Here is a 20,357-nt window from a genome sequence, read left to right as displayed (position 1 = left end):
GGCACGCGACGCGGCTCACACCGTCGGCAGCACAAAACGCAACTCCAAGCAACCATGAAGTGCGAAAAGTCCAGATAACGACCTACGCGTCGGTCAGAATCTCCGCCCGTCATGAGGCAGACCGCAGTCGGCATCGACGCCCGCCCGGCGGTCTTTACGCACATCACAAGGTCGGAGCATCCATGGGCTCGGTTGGAACACAAGGATGTGCGAGCCGATGGGCTTCGGCGGTGACTTCGGCGTCGACCTGTGCCTGTGTTCTGTCGCCGTATTCGAGGATGTCGTACTCGTCGTCCAGTTCGGCGAGTCGTTCGGCCAAGGGCAGCTCGTGCCCGAAGCGCTCGTGGATTCGGAAGGCCAGCCCGCGTGGCGTCAGCTCACCGGCCAGCATCCGGACGGCAAGGGCCCGTACGACAGCTTCCTGTCCGGCATCACTGCCCACTGGGTAGAACGTGAGGCCTAGTTCGTCGAGTGCTGGAGGAAGGAGGTCCGAAACGTCATAGTCCGCCTCGGCACGTGTGCAGGCCGCGAGGATTCTCAAGGCGGGGCTGTCCTGTCCAGCGACGAGCGCGTCACAGGCGGCGTCGACGACGTCGCCGGCACGGATCTCCCCCACGCTCCAGAGAGCGGCACAGTCCTGCAGAATGCTCGCTGCTGATTCGGCCGAGGTCATCTGCAAATGATCAGGGAACAAGGCATCCCGGTCGAGGGGTTTTCACGGAAGCCGCCGCTCAGCTGCTCGCCACAACAGGAATGGCCGACCGTCTGCCAACGTCCGTCGTACGACCCCCGAACTCAAGTCTGTGGGCGGCGCAGCGTCGCAATGGAGACGAGCGGGGAGAATCTCAAACAGCGTCGGTCGTACGACCCCCTCCGGACAGGAGCGGCCACCCACGACAACCTGCACGTCGGCGCGAGGCCCGTAGCCGGAATGCCAACTTCGCATCAACGGACCGCCTTTTGCGAAGCACCCGCGCAATAGCCTCCGCACCCCCAGCCGGACACCGTCCCCCTCCGCCCGAGCCGCGACCCGCTCGGCTTTGCTGCATTCACTCAAGTTTCATCGTTCCGACAGCTCTCCAAGGTCGCCGATATCTCTCACTGCCCCTCGCCAGTGCTCGCGGGGACGTCGCACAGCTTCAGCGCCCACCGCGACACACCACCCCCCGCCGCTCCAGGAACAACGTCACTCTTCGGTCTCGTGCCCCATAGTGGACATCCAGTACAAATAGTAATTAATCATTACAAGCCTGTCTCTTTTTTCCAGGCACTTGACTTATCCCGAGGTGGAGGCGAAGGCTACGGGGAGCCATTCAAACCGGTTTAAACGCCGGCCGGCGCCTCCCACGGCGCCCCGCCGCCGCTCCCGGTCCCCGTGCCGCCCGCGGCGCCCGGACCGCGCGGCCTCGGGATGTCAGGCCCTCTGGGCCGTCCGGGAGGGGCCATGGAGCAGGTCCCGTCGGAAGAAAGCGGTACACGCATGCCTCGTCGTCCCACCATCGCTGATGTGGCGCAGCTGGCCGGTGTGTCCCGCGCGACCGTCTCCTTCGTCCTGAACAACCGGCCCGGTGTCGCCCCGGCGACGCAGGAACGCGTCCGGTCCGCGGCCGAGCGGCTGGGGTGGACGCCGAGCTCCAGCGCCCGGGCACTGTCCACGGGCCGGGCCCGCGCCGTCGGGCTGGTGCTGAGCCGCGAACCCGAGCTCATCGGGACCGACCCGTTCTACCCCGCGTTCATGGCGGGCATCGAATCGGTCATTTCCGAGACCGGCGACGGCCTGATGCTCCAGATGAGCCGTCCGGCCAATGAGGTGAACACCTACCGCAGGCTCGCCGCCGACCGGCGGGTGGACGGTGTGTTCCTCACCGACCTGCGCGGCGACGACGACCGTCCGGCGCTGGTCGCCGAGCTGGGCCTGCCCGCTGTGGCCGTGGGGACGCCGGGGGACGGCGTCGACCTGCCCACGGTCAACCTCGACGACCGGCCGGCCATCCGCGAGGCCGTACGGCACCTGGTCGGCCTGGGCCACCGCGACATCGCCTACGTGGCCGGGCCGGACGAGTTCGTGCACGCCCGGCGCCGCCGTCAGGCCTGGTCGGACGCGCTCGCCGAGGCCGGCCTCGCGCAGGGCGCCTTACTGCCGGGCGGCTTCACCGCGGAGGGCGGGGCACGGGCCACCCGGACACTGCTCGCACGACCCACCCCTCCGACGGCCATCGTGTACGGCAACGACCTCGCGGCCACGGCCGGGATGGCGGTCGCACAGGCAGCCGGACTGCGACTTCCCGACGATCTGTCGGTGGTCGGCTTCGACGACGTGCCCCTCGCCTCCTACACCAGCCCGACGCTGACCACCTGCCGTGCGAACCCCGTCTCCTGGGGCAGGGCGTCCGCCCAGGCCCTGGTCGAGTTGATAAGGACGGGCTCGACCGCCGACGTGGAGCTGGAGCCGGCAGCCCTGGTGGTGCGCGGCACCACTGGGCCCGCGCCGCTGCGCGACAACAGATGACCTGGCGGCACACCGGCGCCTCCGCGCCCCCGGGACGGGGCGGGAGAGGCACACCCCGGCTGTGCCGTTCCGCAAGTGATTCACCCAGCTAGAAACGGAACCTCCAATGAAGAAGGCACTCCTCGCCATGCTGCCGGTGGCGGCCCTGGCGCTCTCCGCATGCGGCAGCGGCGGATCGGACTCGGGCGCTTCCAACGACGCCCGCGGCCCGATCACCATCTGGTACTCCAACAACGCGCAGGAAGTCGCGTGGGGCAAGAAGATGGTGGCCGACTGGAACACCGCTCATCCCAAGGAGAAGGTCACCGCTCAGGAGATCCCCGCGGGCAAGAGCTCGGAAGAGGTCATAGGCGCGGCGATCACCGCCGGCAACGCCCCGTGCCTGGTTCTGAACACCGCTCCGGCGGCCGTGCCCGGCTTCCAGAAGCAGGGCGGTCTCGTGTCGCTGGACGACTTCCCCGACGGCAAGAAGTACCTCGAGGAGCGCGTCGGCGACAGGCTCTCCCAGTACGCGTCGCCGGACGGCAAGTACTACCAGATGCCGTGGAAGAGCAACCCGGTGATGATCTTCTACAACAAGACGCTGTTCAAGAAGGCCGGCCTGGACCCGGAGCACCCCAAGCTCTCCAGCTACCAGGACTTCCTCGCCACCTCGCACAAGCTGGTCGACAGCAAGGCCGCCAAGGCCGCGATCTGGCCGGCGCCGACGTCGGAGTTCTACCAGTCCTGGTTCGACTACTACCCGATGTTCGCGGCGCAGACCGGCAAGCAGCTGGTCGAGGACGGCAAGGCGCAGTTCGCCTCGGCCGACGGCATCAAGGCCGCCCAGCTGTGGAAGACCATGTACGCCGACGGCCTGGCGCCGAACGAGAGCTACAACGGCGACGCCTTCGCCGACGGCAAGTCCGCCATGGCCACCGTGGGCCCGTGGGCCGTCTCCGTGTACGGCGACAAGGTCAAGTGGGGTGCCGTACCGGTGCCCACCTCCGACGGCAGCGCCGGCAAGGGCACCTTCAGCGACGAGAAGTCGATCGGCATGTACACCTCCTGCGAGAACCGCGGGACGGCCTGGGATGTCATGAAGTTCGCCACCGGCAAGGAGCAGGACGGCAAGCTGCTGGAGGCGACCGGCCAGATGCCGATGCGCGCCGACCTGGCGGCCGCCTACCCGGCCTACTTCGCCTCGCACAAGGAGTACGAGGTCTTCGCGCAGCAGGCCGAGCACACCATCGAGGCGCCCAACGTGCCCAACTCCGTCGAGGTCTGGCAGACGCTGCGCGACGCGTACACCAAGTCCGTGATCTTCGGCAAGGGTGACCTCACCGCGTCCCTCAAGGACGCCGCGGCCAAGGTGGACAAGCTCGCGGAAGGCCAGTGAGCACCCGCCATGTCCTCCACCGCCTCTGACACTCGTGGGTCCCGGCGCGCCGCCGGGACCGCGGGCAGGAAGCCGGGGCACCGACAGCCCTGGCGGCTGTGGCTCGGCGGCCACCAGCCCATCGGGATGCTGTTCGTCTCGCCGTACCTGCTCTACCTCGCCGCGATCTTCGTGTATCCCCTCGGCTTCGCCGTGTGGATGTCGTTCCACGACTACTTCTTCGCGGCCCCCGGCGTCCAGGTCGACCGGCCCTTCGTGGGCCTCGACAACTACACGGCGGTGCTCACCGACCCCGCCGTCTGGAACTCCTTCCGCAACATCGCGGTGTTCCTGGTCATCAACGTGCCGCTGACCACGGTCGGCGCTCTGGTCCTGGCGAACGCCCTGAACAAGAAGCTGCCGTTCCGGTCGTTCTTCCGCACGGCGTACTACATCCCCTATGTCACCGCCAGTGTCGCGGTCGTCGGTGTGTGGATGTTCCTGTTCAACTCCGACGGCCTCGTCAACCAAGCGCTCGGACCGATGGCACCGCATCCGTCCTGGCTGGTGAACTCGCACCTCGCCATGCCGCTCGTGGCGGTCTTCGTGGCCTGGAAGCAACTGGGCTTCTTCGTGGTGCTGTACCTGTCGGCGCTGCAGAACGTGCCCCAGGAGCTCTACGAGTCGGCGGCCATCGACGGCGCCGGGCGCCTGCGCACCTTCCTCTCGATCACGATCCCGGCGGTGCGCCCGGCCACACTCCTGGTGCTGATCCTGGCCACCGTGACCGGCGCCAACCTGTTCACGGAGCCCTACCTGCTCACGAGCGGCGGCGGACCCGACGGCGCGACCACCTCGCCCGTGCTGCTGATGTACCAGCGAGGTCTGCAGCAGGGGCACCCGGACGAGGCGGCGGCCATCGGCGTGATCCTCGTCATCCTGATCACCGGCATCTCGCTCGCCTACCGACGACTCGTGGAGAGGGACTGAGATGACCACGGACATCACGCCCGCTCCCACCGAGGAGTCGCGCCCCGTGCAGCACCCCCCGCGAAAGCGTCCGCGGACCATCGGCTCCCGGATCGCGCTGCTCATCGGCGCGTTCGCGTTCCTCTTCCCCTTCTACTACATGATCATCGGCTCGCTGCAGAAGGAGCCCGACTCCAGCCTGTCCGGAGCCTTCCCCAGCCCGGGGAACCTGAGCCTGCACAACTACACGGCGATCAACTCGGCGATCTCGCTGGGACGTTCCCTGGTGAACTCCGGCATCTTCACCGGCGGGGTCATCCTCTGCACCACCGTGTTCGGCCTGCTCGCGGGCTACGCTCTGGCCCGGCTGCAGTTCCGCGGCCGCGGCTCGACGTTCGCGCTGGTGCTGCTGGTCCAGGTCGTGCCCTTCCAGCTGCTGCTGATCCCGCTGTACGTGCTGATCGTGCGGGACTACGGTCTCGCCGACTCCTACATCGGCATGATCCTGCCGTTCGCGATCAACACCAGTGCGGTCTTCATCTTCCGGCAGTTCTTCCTGCAACTGCCGCCCGCGCTGTTCGAGGCGGCCCGCCTGGACGGCGCCGGCGAGCTGCAGATCCTGTTCCGCATCGCGCTGCCGCTGTGCAAGCCGGCCCTGCTGTCGGTCGTCCTGCTCAGCTTCACCGGGCCCTGGAACGAGTTCCTCTGGCCGTTCCTCGTCACCAAGCAGCAGGACATGCAGCCGCTGGCGGTCTCCCTGGCGAACTACATCAGCACGGTCGCCTCCAGCGCCGCCAACCCCTTCGGCGCGATCCTCGCCGGAGCGTGTGTACTCGCCGGGCCGGCGGTCGCGCTCTACATCATCTTCCAGAGCCGCTTCACCTCCACCGACATCGACTCAGCAACGAAGGGCTGACCCCCCGTGTCCCACAGCACCACCACCCCTGTTCCGTACACCCTCACCCGGGTCGGAGTCGTCATGTCCCCGCTGCCCGGCGAGGCCAACGAGACCGAGGGCGTACTCAACCCGGCCTCCGGCCGCACCCCCGACGGCACGCTGCACCTGCTGCCGCGGCTGGTCTCCGAAGGCAACGTCTCCCGCGTCGGCCTCGCCGAAGTCACCCTCGAGGACGGCGTGCCCACCGGCGTCGAGCGCCGCGGCGTGGTCCTCGCCCCCGACGCCGGCTGGGAGCGCGGCAAGAACAACGCCGGCGTCGAGGACCCCCGCACCACCTGGATCGAGGACCTGGGCCGGTACGTCATGTCGTACGTGGCCTACGGACCGCTCGGCCCCAAGCCCGCCCTCGCCGTCTCCGAGGACCTCCTCACCTGGGAACGCCTCGGCCCCATCCAGTTCGCGTACCAGCCCGACCTGGACACCGATCTCAACCTCTTCCCCAACAAGGACGTGGTGCACTTCCCCGAGCCCGTGCCGGGCCCGGACGGCGCGCTGTACTACGCGATGCTGCACCGCCCGATGTGGGACCTCGGCTGGTTCCGGCCGGGCGAGGGCGTGCACCTGCCCGCCGGCGTGACCGACGAACGCCCCGGCATCTGGATCTCGTACGTACCCGTCGACGAGGTGAAGCAGGACCTGAGCGCGCTCACCCGCCCGCGCCACCACCGGCTGGTCGCGCTGTCGGAGCACCCCTGGGAAGACCTCAAGATCGGCGCCGGTCCGGCCCCGATCCGGGTCGACGAGGGCTGGCTGCTCATCCACCACGGTGTCTCCGGCACCATCGAGGACCCCTTCGCGCAGGTCCAGACGGTCAACTACGCGGCCGGTGCCATGATCCTCGACCCCGCCGACCCGGCCCGTGTCATCGCCCGCACCGCCGAACCGCTCATGGCCCCGGAGACCGAGGAGGAACGCTCCGGCACCGTGCCCAACGTGGTCTTCCCGACCGCGATCGAGGAGATCGACGGCGTGCGCTACGTCTTCTACGGCATGGCCGACGCGCACATCGGCGTGGCCCGGCTGGACCGGTCCGAGTGAACCCCGGCCCGACAGGGCCCGCCGTCGCACTGGTCGGCTGCGGCGCCTTCGGTTCGTTCGTGCTGGACGCGATACGCGACATCCCCGCACTGCGTGTCGTCGCGTGCGCCGACGCCGACCGGGGGCGGGCCCAGACGCTCGCCGCCCGCCATGGCGCGGCCGTCCACACGAGCGTGGAGGAGGTGTCCGCGCTCGCGGACGTCGACGTGGTCGTCCTGGCCACCCCGCCGGCCGCGCACGCGGAGGCCGCCGTGACCGCCCTGCGGGCGGGCAAGCACGTCTTCTGCGAGAAGCCCATGGCGCTGACCGTCGAGGACGCCACGCGGGTCGAGGCGGCCGCCCGCGCCTCGCGTGGCGTGTTCGTGGTCGACCACGTACTGCGCTACAACCCCCTCCTGCGCCTGCTCCAGCGCCTGGGGCAGGAGGGTCTGCTCGACCCGCTGCGGCGGTTCGCCTTCGAGAACGACGCCTCCGACGAGGACCTCGGCCCCGACCACTGGTTCTGGGACCCGAAGCACAGCGGCGGCATCCACGTCGAACACGGTGTGCACTTCTTCGACGCCGCCAACGCCCTGATGGGCGCGGGCCCGCTGGAGATCCAGGGCACCGACGTACGGCGGGAGGGCGGCCCGGTCGACATCGTGGTGGCCACGGCCATCCATCCCGGCGGCGCCGTCGCCACCCACACCCACTCCTTCACCCACGCCCACCGCGCCGAGCGCCAGTTGATGCGCCTCGACTACGGCTTCGCCGAGGCCCGGGTCACCGGCTGGATCCCGACGTACGCCACGCTCACCGCGTGGACCGACGACGCGGGCGCCGCCCGCTGGGAGGCGCTGCCCGCGCGGGCAGCCGAACTGCTCGCGGTTCCCGGACTGCGGCCGCACGGCCAGGAACGGATCACGGTGTCGGTGGCACGCGACGCCGGATCGTCCCGGCCCGCCCGCGGCAGGGGGATCACGCGCAGCGTCCCGCACCGGGTCGACTGCGTCGTCGACCTGGGCGGCGAGGCCCGCAAGCCGCACATGTACACCGAGAGCGTGCGGGCCGCGATGACGGACCTCCTGCACTGCGCCGCCCACGGCGGCACACCGCGGGCCGACGCCCACACCGGGCTGACGGCCGTGGCCGCGGCACAGGCCGCGACCCGGTCCGCACAGACCGGCCGTACCGTCACCCTCACCGCGCCGACCCCGGCCGGAGGCGACCGATGACGGCGTCCACGACCCGTGCGGACGGCGGCCGTACCCCGTGGTGGAGGGAAGCCGTCTGCTACGAGATCCATCCGCGTGCCTTCGCCGACGCCGACGGCGACGGCATCGGCGACCTCCCCGGAGCCACCGCCCGCCTGGACCATCTGGCGCACCTGGGCGTCGACGCGGTGTGGATCACCCCGTTCTATCCCTCCCCGCTGGCGGACGGCGGCTACGACATCGCCGACCACACCGGCGTGGCCCCGGACCTCGGGACACCCGCCGACTTCGACGCCCTGGTGGCGAAGGCGCACGCGCTGGGCATCAAGGTCCTGGTCGACGTGGTCCCCAACCACACCTCCCACCGGCATCCGTGGTTCCGCGACGCACTCGCCGCCGGGCCCGGATCCCCGGCCAGAGGCCGCTACATCTTCCGCGAAGGCCGCGGCGAGAAGGGCGAACTGCCGCCCAACGACTGGCAGTCCGCGTTCGGCGGCCCCGCCTGGACCAGAGCCGTCGAGGCGGACGGCCGACCCGGCCAGTGGTACCTGCACCTCCACGCACCCGAGCAGCCCGACCTCGACTGGCGTCACCCCGAGGTGGTCGCGGACTTCGAGCGGATCCTGCGGCACTGGCTGGACCGCGGTGTCGACGGGTTCCGGGTCGACGTCGCCCACACCCTGTTCAAGGCCGAGGGCCTGCCGGACGCGGGCCCCGGCCAGCACCAGGACATCCACCGCAACCACCTGATGCCGTACTACGACCAGGAGGAACTGCATCCGCTGTTCCGCCACTGGCGAGCCCTGCTCGACCGGCACCCCGCCCCCGCCGGAGCGGTGGCACCGGCCGAGCGCGTGATGGTGGCCGAGGCGGGCATCTTCGACCGCGAGCGCCTGGCCCGCTACGTGGCCCCGGGCGAGATGCAGCAGACCTTCAACTTCGCCTTCCTCGAATGCCCTTGGGACGGACGGGCGATGCGCGAGGTCGTCGAGCAGTCGGCGCACGCCATGCAGGCCGTCGGCGCTCCCGTCACCTGGGTGCTCTCCAGCCACGACGCGGTCCGTCCGGTCAGCCGCTACGGCGGCGGCCCGGTCGGTGAACGACGCGCCCGCGCAGCGGCTTTGCTGATGCTGGCGCTGCCCGGCGCGGCCTACGTCTACCAGGGTGAGGAACTGGGCCTGCCCCAGGCCCACATCCCCGACGACCGGATCCGCGACCCCCTGTGGGAGCGCTCCGGTCACGTGCACCGCGGACGCGACGGCTGCCGCGTACCCCTGCCCTGGTCGGGAAGCACACCTCCCTACGGCTTCAGTGACGCCGCCGCGGAGGACTGCTGGTTCCCCCAGCCCACCGACTGGGCTCCGCTCACCGTCGCGGCACAGCGCGAGGACGCGCGGTCCATGCTGGCCCTGTACCGGGCGGCACTGCGGCTGCGACGCGCCCACCCGGCTCCGGACACCGCACTGCGGATCCAGGGCCCCGAGAACGGCGACTGGTTCGCCTTCGAACGATCTGCCGGATTGCGCTGCCTGATCAACTTCGGAGCGCGGCCCGTCCCCCTGGACGACCGCGCCGAGGTACTGCTGGCCAGCGCACCGCTCGACGGCCGCGCGGTCCCCCAGGACACCGCGGTCTGGATGACCTACGAGGAGTACCCGCAGTGAACCCCGCAATGAACCCCACAGTGAACAAGGGATCGGAAGTCGACCTGTCCGGACTGGTCAAGGCGTACGACGTCCGCGGCGTCGTCCCCGACCAGCTCGACGAGAACCTCGCCCGGCTGTTCGGTGCCGCCTTCGTCGAGACGACCGGCGCGGACGCCGTCGTGATCGGACACGACATGCGGCCCAGCTCACCCGCGCTGGCCGAGGCCTTCGCGCGGGGCGCCGCCGGGCAGGGAGCAGACGTCGTCGAGATCGGCCTGTGCTCCACGGACGAGCTGTACTTCGCCAGCGGCGCCCTCGGCCGGGCCGGAGCGATGTTCACCGCCAGCCACAACCCCGCCCGCTACAACGGCATCAAGATGTGCCGGGCCGGAGCGGCACCCGTCGGCCAGGACACCGGACTGCGCGAGATCCGCACCCAGGTGGAGCACTGGGCGGCCGGCGCGCCGCTCCCCACCCCGCGGCGCGCGCCGGGCTCCGTCACCCGCCACGACATGCTCGGGGAGTACGCGGCCCACCTGCTGGGCCTCGTCGACGTCAGCGCCGTACGACCGCTCAGGATCGTGGTGGACGCCGGCAACGGCATGAGCGGACTGACCGTACCGGCCGTCTTCCGCGACGTACCGGTGGAGATCATCCCCCTCTACTTCGAACTGGACGGCACCTTCCCGAACCACGAGGCCAACCCGCTGAACCCGGCCAACATCGTCGACCTGCAACGCGCGGTGCGTGAGTCGCGGGCCGACCTCGGCCTGGCCTTCGACGGGGACGCCGACCGCTGCTTCGTGGTCGACGAACGCGGCGAGGCCGTCGCACCGTCCGCCGTGACCGCGCTGATCGCCGCCCGCCTGCTGGCCGCGCACCCGGGCGGCACCGTCCTGCACAACCTGATCACCTCCCGGGCCGTGCCCGAAGTGATCCGCGAACACGGGGGCGTCCCGGTCCGCACCCGGGTCGGCCACTCCTTCATCAAGGCCGAGATGAACCGCACCGGTGCCATCTTCGGCGGCGAGCACTCGGCGCACTACTACTTCCGCGACTTCTGGAACGCCGACACCGGCATGCTGGCCGCCCTCCACGTGATCGCCGAACTCGGTTCGCAACCGGAGCCGCTGTCCCAGCTGGTCCACCGCTACCAGCGCTACGCGGCCTCGGGAGAGATCAACAGCACCGTCCACGACCAGAGTTCCACCCTCGCCACCGTCCGCGACCTCTTCACGGCACGCCCCGGGGTGAGCACCGACGACATGGACGGCCTGACCGTCTCCGCCGCCGACTGGTGGTTCAACCTGCGCCCCTCCAACACCGAACCACTGCTGCGGCTCAACGTGGAGGCGACGGACACGGACACGTTGGCCCGGGTGCGAGACGAGGTACTGGCACTCGTCCGCGCGTGACGGGGAGAGGGGGGGCGTCGTCGGGGTGCACCAGCATGGGTGACATCTGATCTCGGTGGTGGGGACCGCCCTGAGAAACGCCGAAGCCCCCTGCGGATTTCTGCTGTGCCCGTTCCCGCGGCGCGCACAGCGCTAGCGTGGGGTTCCATGATCGTATGGCTCAACGGGACTCACGGCGCGGGCAAGACGACGACCAGCACGCTGGTGCGGCAGTTGATCCCGGACTCGCGGGTGTTCGACGCCGAGAAGGTCGGCGAGACACTCATGGACATCACACCGGAGCTGCCCTGGACCGGCAATTTCCAGCACTGGCCGCCGTGGCGACCGCTCGTCGTCGAGACCGCTCGCCACGTACTCGAATACACCGGCGGCACTCTGGTGATGCCCATGACCGTCCTGGTCGAGCGGTACTGGCGTGAGATCAGCACCGGCCTCGCCCAACATGACATTCCGGTACGGCACTTCGTTCTTCACGCCGATCAGGACACCCTCCGTGGGCGCATCGAGAACGACGCTGTTCTCGGCCCCTCCCCCTTCCGTCTCCAACACCTCGAGCCCTACGCCGAAGCGGCCCGCACATGGCTCCATGCCGAGGCCGAGGTCGTCGACACCACGCACCGCACGCCGGCCCAGGCCGCGCTGCACATCGCGGAGGCCGTCAGGAGCTGAGGTCCATCCGCCACGCGAAGACAGCCGCGGGCGCGGCGAACGATGCCCTTCGGGTCACCAGGTGTGGGCGACATCGACCACCAGACGGTCGGGGAGCTGGGACACCCGGAACGGCAGCCGGGCCCGGACACCGAGGCCCACCTGCGTGACCCCTTCGAAGCTGGCCCCGAACTTCGCCTCGCGGAAGGTGCGGTAGCCGGTCAGGTCGACGCCCGGAAGCACTTGGCCGCCCCGGCCCGGATAGGTCTCCGCGTGGGTCTCCGGGTCGTAGGCGGGGGCGGACACCATGATCTCGATGATCGCCCCGCCGGCGATCGGAATGCGTGTGCCGGACGGGTCCTGATAGAAGACGTCGACGTAGTGCACGGTGTACCCGATCGGCTCGTCGCCCGCCGAGGGTACGTCGAAGACCATGCGGTCGTAGCAGTCGTGTCGGCCGGTCCTGATGTCGGTCAGCGATCCGGTGTCGATGTCAGCGGCAGTCTTCGGAAGGCTGCCCCACCCGGTCGGGCACACGACAGCCGCCGTGGCCGCTCCCGCCGTCGCGGGCGCGGCCACGCCCACGCCCACGCAGGCCATCGTCAGGGCGGCCAGGACCGCCCCGTATCGACTTGTACGCATCGTTCCCCCTTGTCCTCCAGCTCGTTGTTTCCTGCTATGTGCGACTTGCCGGTCATGAGATTGGTTGTACGGGGCGCCTCGAAAGTGGTGATCCACTGCTCACCGACCGCTCCGGTGCGAACGACGCCGCCGACGACTACGGGGGTGGGACCCGTGCGGCACGGGGGTCAGGCCCGTGCCGCACGGGCGGTCAGTGGCCGCTGTGCGCGGCCTCGCGCGGACGCTCAGAACCGGTGCGCAGGACTCCGGCGGTCACGGCGGTGATCGCGCAGAGCAGCGTCATCAGCAGGAAAGTCTCGTTCAACGGCATCAGGTGGGTCAGCCAGCCGATGACGCCGGGGCCGGCGAGCATGCCCAGGTAGCCGAGCCCGGCGACGCGCGAGACGTTGGCGCCGGCCGCCGAGGGGTCGGCGTGCCCGGCCGCACTGAAGAGTTGGGGGACACAGCCCGACAGGCCCAGGCCGAACAGGGCCCAGCCCGCGAACACGGCCCACACCCACGGTGAGAGGGCGACGACGGTGATGCCGACAGCGGCCGTGACCGAGCCGTAGCGCAGGATCGCCACGGGCCCGAACCGGGCGCTCAGGCGGTCGGCGAGCAGTCGGCCGACGGTCATCGCCGCGGCGAAGGCGCCGTATCCGAAGGCGGCGGTCGTCTCGGGTGCGCCGAGGACGCTCCTGAGGTGGAGCGCGCTCCAGTCGTTGGCGGCGCCCTCGCACAGCATGACCATCAGGGCCAGCGCGGCGAGGACCCAGATCCGGGTACCAGCGGCGCGCTGTGCGGCGGGGGTCCGCGTCTCGGCGTCGGCCGCGTCCGCGGGGGTGAAGGGCAGCAGGCCGCGCGCGGACACCAGGGCGGTCGTGACGCCCGCCGCCGCGACCGCCGTGAATGTCCACGCGGTGGACATTCCGCCGCCGGCGGCCGCGGCTCCGACGACCGCGGCGATGACACCGCCGACGGAGAAGGTGGCGTGGAAGGCAGACATGACGGGACGGGCGTACGCCTTCTCCACGTGTACGGCGTGGGCGTTCATGCTCACGTCCAGGCAGCCGTTGCCGAAGCCGAAGATCAGCAGGGCGGCGGCGAGCATCCAGGGCTCCTGGGCGAGCCCGGGCAGGACCAGTGTCGCGCTGCACAGCACGCCGGCGGCGGGGACCACGACACGCGTCCCGAAGCGGTCGGCCAGTCGGCCGGACACCTGCATGCCGAGGAAGGCTCCGCCGCCCAGCAGTACGAGGAAGCCGCCCAGTGTCGCGTGGCTGATGCCTACGCGCTCCTCGACGGCGGGGATCAGCACCACCCACGTGCCGATCAGGGTGCCGTTGAGGATGAAGTAGACGAACGTGGCCACACGGGCGGCGCGGAGCGAATGATCCATGCCGACCACCGTAACGAACAAATGTTATGTTCGTAAAGACGAGTTTCGAACGGCCTATCTGTTCGTTCAGAGGTGGTGTTCAATCCAGGTATGAGTAACGCAGACCGTCACCGGCTGATCGTCCGGACCGTCAGGGAATCCGGCGGCGCCACGGTCGGGGATCTCGCCGCACTGTCCGGCGCGTCGGAGATGACCATCCGGCGTGACCTCGACGTACTCGCCGCACAAGGCGTCCTCGAACGCGTCCGCGGCGGAGCCCGCATCCTGCAACTCAGGGGCGAGGAAACGCCGTTCGTGCTGCGCGCCCACGAGGCGGCCGACGCGAAGCGCCGCATCGCAGCCGAGGTGAACACGCTCATCGCCGACGGCGAAAGCGTCCTTCTGGACAGCGGCACCACCTGTCTGGAGGTCGCCCGCCTGCTGCGCGGCCGGCCGGTCACCGTGATGCCCCTGTCCCTGCAGGCCATCCACATCCTCAGCGACGCGCCGGGGCGCACCACGCTCATGGTGCCCGGCGGGCGTCCCCGCTCAGCCGAAGGAGCCCTCACCGGGCCCCTCACCCTCGCCTCCCTCGCGGCGCTGCGCTTCGACACCGCCGTCATCGGCTGCTGCGGCATCAGTGCGGCCGAGGGCCTGACCGCCTACGACCTCGACGACGCGGCGGTGAAGAAGGCGGGCATCGCCTCCACGCGCCGCATCGTCGCCGTCGCGGACGGCAGCAAACTCGGCCGCACCGCTTACGCCCACGTCGGCCCGGCCACGCTCCTGGACACCCTCGTCACCGACACCACCGCCCCGGCACACGAGATCAGCGCCTTCGAAGACGCCGGCACCGTCGTCAGGACCGTGTGAGGGCCGCCTGAACAGCTCGGCTCTCGGCGATCACGGAGGTGAGACCCCGTGTCCGCCGGTGCGGGCAGGAGGGAGATCGGGCTCCAGGCGACGGGTGAGGGCCACCCGGGAGCGCACTCCGAGCTGGGTGAAGATGTTGCGCAGGTGGTACTCGACGGTACGGGTGCTGATCGACAGCTGACGTGCCACTTCGCGGTTGGTGGCGCCCTGGGCCACCGAGTGGGCGATGCGCCGCTGCTGTGGAGTGAGCCGGGTCAGCGGTCCCGTCCCGGATTGGGTGGAGGGTACGACGGTGGGCGTCTCCCCGGCTGCTCGGAGCTCGGCGTCGGCCTGGGCGGTCCACACGTCGGCCCCGCAGTGGTCGAACCCCATGACGGCACCGCGCAATGGGGTGCGCGCCTCGACGGGACGACGGCGGCGCCGTAGCCACATCCCGTACGCGAGGTGGGTCCGGGCGTGCTCGTAGGGGCCGTCGACCTTCTCGTGGCGCGCCAGGGCCTCGGTGAAGAGGTCTTCGCTGTCGTCGTTGTTCGCCACCAGGGCCCGGCAGCGCAGGACGACTGCCGGGGCCTGCGGATCCGCGCCCAGAGAGGCCCACTGGGCATACCGGTCGATCAGGCTTTCCACGTCCGCGTCCACCTCGTGGCCGGCGAGGACCGCGGCCTCGACATAGCAGGGGACCGCCATCGCCCACAGCCCGAAGTGGCCCTGGCGCGGCCCGGGTCGGACGAGTGGGGCCAGTCGCGCGGCGGCGCGTTCGGCGTCGCCGTGGCCCAGGTCGGCGCGGGCCCGGGCCCACTCGGCGAGCGTTCTCGCCTGGCTGAGTCCGTGGGCGTGGGCGATGTGCAGGGCCGACTGCGCGTGCGTGTCCACCAGGGCCGGGTCGCCCGCGATGGAGGCGGCCAGGGCGAGGACCGCCGACAGGCCCGCCGTCACATTGCGTTGGGGGTGCGCGCCGGCGGCCTCCAGACCGGTCTCCGCGTGCACGCGGGCCTGGTGGTATCTGCCCTCCCGCAGTTCGGCGTAGGCGAGGTGTTCCAGGATGCGGGGAACGAGCGCCGGTGCCGGTTCGGAGCGGGCGGTGGCCAGCGCGAGGCCGAGGATCTGCCGTCCGGCCGCCAGGTCGCCCAACATGAGCGCGATCGTGCCCGCGGACAGGAGCCGCGAGGCCTCCCGTTGTGCTCTCAGTACGTTCAGTACGGGGCCGAGCAGCGCGTTGGCGCGTGCGAACTCGCCGTGCAGGACACTGTGCATGCCGTCGCGGTAGGCACGCCAGAAGGCCGCGACCGGATCGTGGCCGTCTTCCGCGGGAGATTCCCCGCCGGGGTGTGCGGCTGGAGGGCACAACGCTTCGAGCGCCGTGAGGTATCCGTCGCGGTCGCCGCCGGACCAGGCCGCCAGGGATGCCTGTACTCCCGCCTCGCGCGAGCGGGCCATGTCGTTCGTGCGCAGGGAACCGGAGGCGAGGAGCAGGAGGTTGTGGGCGTCGGCGACGGGACCGTCACGCAACAGACGCAGGCCGAGCGCCATCTCCTGTTGTGCGGGCGGCAGTTGCTCGGCTCGCGCAGCTGGGGCGTCCCGTCGGCCGGGATCCGTGCTGATCACCTCATGCCCCACGCGCACCACCGTTCTCTGTGGTCCTGCTGTGCCGATGGTAGCGAGCGGCCGGCGGGCGCGGACCCGGTTCCGCGGCATTGCCGACCGCCCGTCCACCAGTCCTGCGCCGGTGGTCGACCGGTGATTCCACCGATGCGTGAGAGACGCGGCGCTTCCTACGGTGCTGTTGCGCCCGGCGAACGGATCCCGTCACGAGCGCTCGTACCACCGCTGGAGAAAGAGGAACCCCATGTCCCGTCACTCGTCACGGCGTCGTCGCACCCTCCTGTCCCTCGCGGGCGTCGGCGTTCTCAGCGCGGCCGGCCTCTCCCTGCTGCCCTCCATGGCGTCCGCGGCCCCGTGCTCCGACGTCGAGGTCGTCTTCGCCCGCGGCACCGGAGAGGCCCCTGGCCTCGGCATCACGGGAACCCCGCTCGTGAAGAGCCTCAAGAGTGCCCTGCCGGGCAAGTCCGTGTCGTCGTACGCCGTCGACTACGCGGCGAACTTCTCGCAGACGAGTGCCGGACCCGGCGCCACCGACATGACCGACCGCGTCAAGGCCACCGCGGCCAACTGTCCCGCCACCTCCTTCGTGCTGGGCGGCTACTCGCAGGGCGGCAGCGTCACCGACATCGCTCTGGGGATCCCCACGCGGTTGGGCACCGGCCGCACCATCCCCGCAGGGCTCGCCGTTCGCGTCAAGGCGGTCGTCGTCTTCGGCAATCCGCTGCGGCTGTCGGGCCGCACCATCGCCTCGGCCAGCGAGCTGTTCGGCCCCAGGGCCAAGGAGTTCTGCAACACCGGCGACCCGGTCTGCGGCAACGGCCGCAACAGCGCCGCGCACCTGACCTACCACCTCAACGGCAGTGTCGAGCAGGGTGCCCGGTTCGCCGCCGGGCGGATCGGCCGGGGCTGAGTCGCCATGGGCGCCCCCGCGGCCTCAAGTGGCTGAAATCCTGCCGAACCTGTCTCCCGCAGCCCCCGCCCCGTCGCCGCGGAACCCGGGCTGCGGGAGACCAGGAACAGGTTTAGTGGATGAGCCACTCACCCACCTCTTTACTGAGCCGTAGCCATGCCTCACTCTGTGGTGTGCCAGGCCGCGCCGCGGTCGGGCTTCTTGGCCGTCGCCGCGAGTAAGGCAGGGACCCCTTGACTCGTTCGTCTCACTTCCGTCGCATTGGCATGTACCTGGCAATCGCTGGGTCGTTGTGCGTCACCGCTCTCGTACCGGGAACCGCATCGGCGGCTCCGCGCTCCCCCGCGGTGTCCGAAACAGCGCGCACCGAGTCGCTGATCGGGCCGTTCACCGAACCCTCCTTCGGCGCCACCTGCGACTGGCACCGCTTCGGCGAAGGGGAGACCCCGCCGTGGTGGCTGATGTTCCGCAACCCGCTGTGCGTCGAGTACAGCAAGCGTGACATCACGTTCGACAACGGCGGCGCCTTGCGCTTCCTGATCGCCGAACCCTCACGCTTCGCCCTGGCCATGCTCACGTGCCGCTACTACCAGAAGGACCACTGGAGCGTGCAGACCACCACGGGCTCCACGCCCTGGGTGACATGGGACGGCCAGTACTGGTGGGACAAGTCCGAAGAGCGGGCCGGAGCGAGGCTGAGCGGCTTCCGCGTCCACGGCCAGAGCGTCGGCATCGGAGACGCCGTCGCCGCGCTGCGCCCCGTGTACCCCGACCTGGCCGACGCTCTGGACGATTACGGCACGGAGGCCGGGGAGACGGGCCTGACCACACCCCTGCCGTACTCGCCCCTGTGCTCGTTGGTCGGGTGAGCGCCGTGCCCTCGATCGACCGAAGGGCGGTCCTCAAAGCGCTCGTCGCCACCTCGGGAGCCCTGTCCGCGCTGCCGTTCCCGGCCGTCGCCCGCGCGGCCGGCGCCGACACCGCCGCCGCCGCCGCGGCCGCGGCGAGCTGGACCGTCCAGACGATGGAGGCGTTCGCCGACACCCTGATCCCCGGTGAGCGCCGCTTCACCGGCGACCTTGCCATCGCGGGAGCCGTCACAGGCCCGGGCGCCGTGCAGGCCGGAGTGGTCAGCATCCTCACCTCGCCCGAGCTGCCGCTGGCCCCCGTACTGCCGGAGATCGCGGCCCTGCTCAACGCCCGCGCCATCGCCTACGCCGCCGCCCACCTCATCCTGCTTCCCCTCACCAGCCCGGCCTTCGTGGGACTGTCCTTCCGCGACCGCACCGCCCTGGTACGCGGACTCTTCGGCCCGTCGGACCTCGACCGCCCGATCTGGCAGGTGCTCAGTCTGCTGACCGGCCTCGCCTTCGACACCGCGGCGCACCTCGACACGCGCCAGGCCCTCGCCACCGGCCATCCCGGACTGGCCTGGCTGGACTTCCCCCCGCCCGACCCCGACGGTCTGTGGCGCTTTTCCGCCTACTCCTACGGCAGGGCCCTCGCCGCCCCGCACCCCGCGACCACCGCGTCAGGGAGCCCCGCATGAGCGCGCAGACCACGGATGTCCTCGTGGCCGGAAGCGGCTTCGGCGGAGCGATCCCCGCCTACTACCTCGCCGCCGGGGGCGCACGGGTCACCGTCCTCGAACGCGGTCCCCGCCTGGCGGCGAACGACTTCGTCCACTCGATGCGACTGGGAACCTACAACCGCATCGTCGACGTCGTGCGCGGCGACGGCATCGCCGTCGTCGCCGGCAACTGCGTCGGCGGCGGCAGTGTCTCCTACTTCGCCGCCTCGCTGCGCGCCCCCGCCTTCGTCTTCGAGCGCCGTGGCAGCATCGGCCGGCGCATCTGGCCGGCCGCGCTCACCCGCGCCACGCTCGACCCCTGGTACGACCGGGTCGAGGAGGCCATCCCGGTCACCCGCACCGGCTGGCCGGACGTGTCCTACGCCGGCGGTGTGCTGGCCGCCGCCTGCCAACGCGCGGGCCACACCTGCAATCCCGTACCGGTGGCCGTCGACACCGAACGATGCACCAACTGCAACTGGATGCTGTCCGGCTGCCGCCTCGACGCCAAACGCTCGATGCTGCTCAACTACCTGCCGGCGGCGGAGGCGCACGGCGCGACGATCCGGCCGCTGCACGAAGTGCAGACCATCGCGCCCTCCTTCGAACCGGGCTACCGGTACGCCGTCACCTACACGGTGCTCGACCCCGACGACTACACCTGCACGCTCCAGATCGGCACCATCCACGCCAGGACGGTCGTCCTCGCCGCCGGGGCCGTCGGCACTCCCGTCGTCCTCCAGCGCTCCGCCCCGCTGCTCGGCGGCATGCCGTCGGCGGTGGGACGGTACTTCTCCGGCAACGGCGACCGGGTGAGCGTCGCGGACATGGACGAGGCCAAGGTGAAATCCCTTCTGGGCCTGTCGCGTCCCGACGGCGTCCCGTACGAGGGTCTGCCGATCGGCCGCCCCATCACGGCGGCGACCTACGACTTCCTGGACGCCGCGCAGCCCGAGTTCAGCCGCTTCATGCTCCAGCAGATCTACTTCCCGCCCCTCACCAACGTGCTGGCGCAGGCCGCCGACCCGCCCTACTGGTTCGGCATACCGGGTCGTGTCCTGCGCTCGCGCTGGAAGTCCTGGCTCACCCTGCTCGCCATGACCGAGGACGACAACGAGGGCGTTTTCGCGGCCCTTCCCCCGCCCACCGGCAGCTTCGTGCGTCTCGCTCCCGGGCTCGGACTGGGCACGATGACCTATCGCCCCACCACCCGCACCCGCGACGGCTGGCGCAAGGCCGACGACGCGCTGCGCGCCATCCTCGAGAAGGACGGCCTCGCCCGGGTCCGGCCCTGGCAGGAGGACGTCGCCGGAGGCGTGACCGCCCACCCCATCAGCTCGGCCCGCATGGGAGACGCTCCTGCCACCAGCGCCCTCACCGACACCAACGAACTACGCGGCCACCAGGGCCTGTTCGTCACCGACGGCTCCGCCGTCCCGACCTCCCTGACCGTCAACCCCTCCCTCACCATCGCCGCGCTCGCCGAACGGGCCGCGCCCGCCATCGCCCAGCGCCTGGCCGAGACGGGCGTCCCGGTCCGCTACGGGGCACCCGTGCCCGTCCCCTGAGTCCGCTCAGGTGACGACAACAGGGTGAGCGACTGCGGCAGCCTCAGCCGCTCACCCACGTCGAACAGCGCTTCAGACCCCCCGATCCGGCCCACCCGATGC

The 20,357-nt window shown here is 70.6% G+C and carries 18 protein-coding genes; 14 read left to right on the top strand and 4 right to left on the bottom strand.

From position 1 onward, the window contains the following. Nucleotides 1-163: 163 nt before the first annotated feature. A complete protein-coding gene (locus tag ACWCQK_RS28395; protein WP_451159678.1) occupies nt 164-673 on the bottom strand; it encodes a hypothetical protein in 510 nt (169 codons plus the stop codon). Between the two features lie 807 nt (nt 674-1,480). Here ACWCQK_RS28395 and ACWCQK_RS28390 point away from each other — a divergent pair. The 9 genes from ACWCQK_RS28390 to ACWCQK_RS28350 all read left to right on the top strand — a co-directional run bounded on the left by ACWCQK_RS28390 (nt 1,481) and on the right by ACWCQK_RS28350 (nt 11,754). Further along, on the top strand, nt 1,481-2,509 hold the full coding sequence (locus ACWCQK_RS28390) for a LacI family DNA-binding transcriptional regulator (protein ID WP_451159676.1): 1,029 nt from the start codon (nt 1,481-1,483) through the stop codon (nt 2,507-2,509). Between the two features lie 106 nt (nt 2,510-2,615). Then, on the top strand, nt 2,616-3,887 hold the full coding sequence (locus ACWCQK_RS28385) for an extracellular solute-binding protein (protein ID WP_451159674.1): 1,272 nt from the start codon (nt 2,616-2,618) through the stop codon (nt 3,885-3,887). Nucleotides 3,888-3,896: 9 nt separating this feature from the next. Continuing rightward, nucleotides 3,897-4,856 (top strand): carbohydrate ABC transporter permease, encoded by a 960-nt coding sequence (locus ACWCQK_RS28380; protein ID WP_451159672.1) that lies wholly within the window; start codon nt 3,897-3,899, stop codon nt 4,854-4,856. A gap of 1 nt (nt 4,857) precedes the next feature. Then, nucleotides 4,858-5,751, top strand: a complete 894-nt coding sequence (locus ACWCQK_RS28375) for a carbohydrate ABC transporter permease (protein WP_451159670.1) — start codon at nt 4,858-4,860, stop codon at nt 5,749-5,751. A 6-nt stretch (nt 5,752-5,757) separates the two neighbouring features. Then, entirely contained in the window at nt 5,758-6,831 is a 1,074-nt protein-coding gene (locus tag ACWCQK_RS28370) for a glycoside hydrolase family 130 protein (protein WP_451159668.1), read from the top strand. Then, nucleotides 6,828-8,045 carry a Gfo/Idh/MocA family protein gene (locus ACWCQK_RS28365; RefSeq protein ID WP_451159666.1) on the top strand — a complete coding sequence of 406 codons (1,218 nt, stop codon included), beginning with the start codon at nt 6,828-6,830 and terminating at the stop codon, nt 8,043-8,045. The genes ACWCQK_RS28370 and ACWCQK_RS28365 overlap by 4 nt, the downstream gene beginning before the upstream one ends. Beyond that, nucleotides 8,042-9,688 carry a glycoside hydrolase family 13 protein gene (locus ACWCQK_RS28360; protein WP_451159664.1) on the top strand — a complete coding sequence of 549 codons (1,647 nt, stop codon included), beginning with the start codon at nt 8,042-8,044 and terminating at the stop codon, nt 9,686-9,688. Before ACWCQK_RS28365 ends, ACWCQK_RS28360 begins: the two co-directional genes overlap by 4 nt. Nucleotides 9,689-9,696: 8 nt before the next feature. Beyond that, a complete protein-coding gene (locus ACWCQK_RS28355; protein WP_451159662.1) occupies nt 9,697-11,085 on the top strand; it encodes a phosphomannomutase/phosphoglucomutase in 1,389 nt (462 codons plus the stop codon). A 147-nt stretch (nt 11,086-11,232) separates the two neighbouring features. Next, nucleotides 11,233-11,754 (top strand): ATP-binding protein, encoded by a 522-nt coding sequence (locus ACWCQK_RS28350; RefSeq protein WP_451159660.1) that lies wholly within the window; start codon nt 11,233-11,235, stop codon nt 11,752-11,754. 54 nt (nt 11,755-11,808) lie between these two features. Here ACWCQK_RS28350 and ACWCQK_RS28345 read toward each other — a convergent pair whose 3' ends face one another. Both ACWCQK_RS28345 and ACWCQK_RS28340 read right to left on the bottom strand, forming a co-directional pair. Next, nucleotides 11,809-12,375, bottom strand: coding sequence for an AMIN-like domain-containing (lipo)protein (locus ACWCQK_RS28345; RefSeq protein WP_451159658.1), 567 nt, complete (start codon nt 12,373-12,375; stop codon nt 11,809-11,811). Nucleotides 12,376-12,565: 190 nt separating this feature from the next. After that, on the bottom strand, nt 12,566-13,753 hold the full coding sequence (locus ACWCQK_RS28340) for an MFS transporter (protein ID WP_451159656.1): 1,188 nt from the start codon (nt 13,751-13,753) through the stop codon (nt 12,566-12,568). A 90-nt stretch (nt 13,754-13,843) separates the two neighbouring features. Between ACWCQK_RS28340 and ACWCQK_RS28335 the strand changes: the two genes are divergently transcribed. After that, a complete protein-coding gene (locus ACWCQK_RS28335) occupies nt 13,844-14,605 on the top strand; it encodes a DeoR/GlpR family DNA-binding transcription regulator (protein ID WP_451159654.1) in 762 nt (253 codons plus the stop codon). 30 nt (nt 14,606-14,635) lie between these two features. Here the strand turns inward: ACWCQK_RS28335 and ACWCQK_RS28330 are convergent, their stop codons facing one another. After that, a complete protein-coding gene (locus tag ACWCQK_RS28330; RefSeq protein ID WP_451159652.1) occupies nt 14,636-16,222 on the bottom strand; it encodes a helix-turn-helix transcriptional regulator in 1,587 nt (528 codons plus the stop codon). Between the two features lie 229 nt (nt 16,223-16,451). Here ACWCQK_RS28330 and ACWCQK_RS28325 point away from each other — a divergent pair, with 229 nt between their 5' ends. The 4 genes from ACWCQK_RS28325 to ACWCQK_RS28310 all read left to right on the top strand — a co-directional run bounded on the left by ACWCQK_RS28325 (nt 16,452) and on the right by ACWCQK_RS28310 (nt 20,255). Next, a complete protein-coding gene (locus ACWCQK_RS28325; protein ID WP_451159650.1) occupies nt 16,452-17,117 on the top strand; it encodes a cutinase family protein in 666 nt (221 codons plus the stop codon). 347 nt (nt 17,118-17,464) lie between these two features. Beyond that, nucleotides 17,465-17,986: a hypothetical protein gene (locus tag ACWCQK_RS28320; protein WP_451159648.1), complete on the top strand. Its 522-nt coding sequence runs from the start codon at nt 17,465-17,467 to the stop codon at nt 17,984-17,986. A 5-nt stretch (nt 17,987-17,991) separates the two neighbouring features. Next, on the top strand, nt 17,992-18,666 hold the full coding sequence (locus ACWCQK_RS28315) for a DUF5987 family protein (RefSeq protein WP_451159646.1): 675 nt from the start codon (nt 17,992-17,994) through the stop codon (nt 18,664-18,666). Then, entirely contained in the window at nt 18,663-20,255 is a 1,593-nt protein-coding gene (locus ACWCQK_RS28310; RefSeq protein ID WP_451159644.1) for a GMC family oxidoreductase N-terminal domain-containing protein, read from the top strand. The genes ACWCQK_RS28315 and ACWCQK_RS28310 overlap by 4 nt, the downstream gene beginning before the upstream one ends. Nucleotides 20,256-20,357: the final 102 nt, after the last annotated feature.

This window comes from Streptomyces sp. NPDC002306 (assembly GCF_053593435.1).
This window is presented reverse-complemented; position numbering and strand designations above follow the sequence as displayed.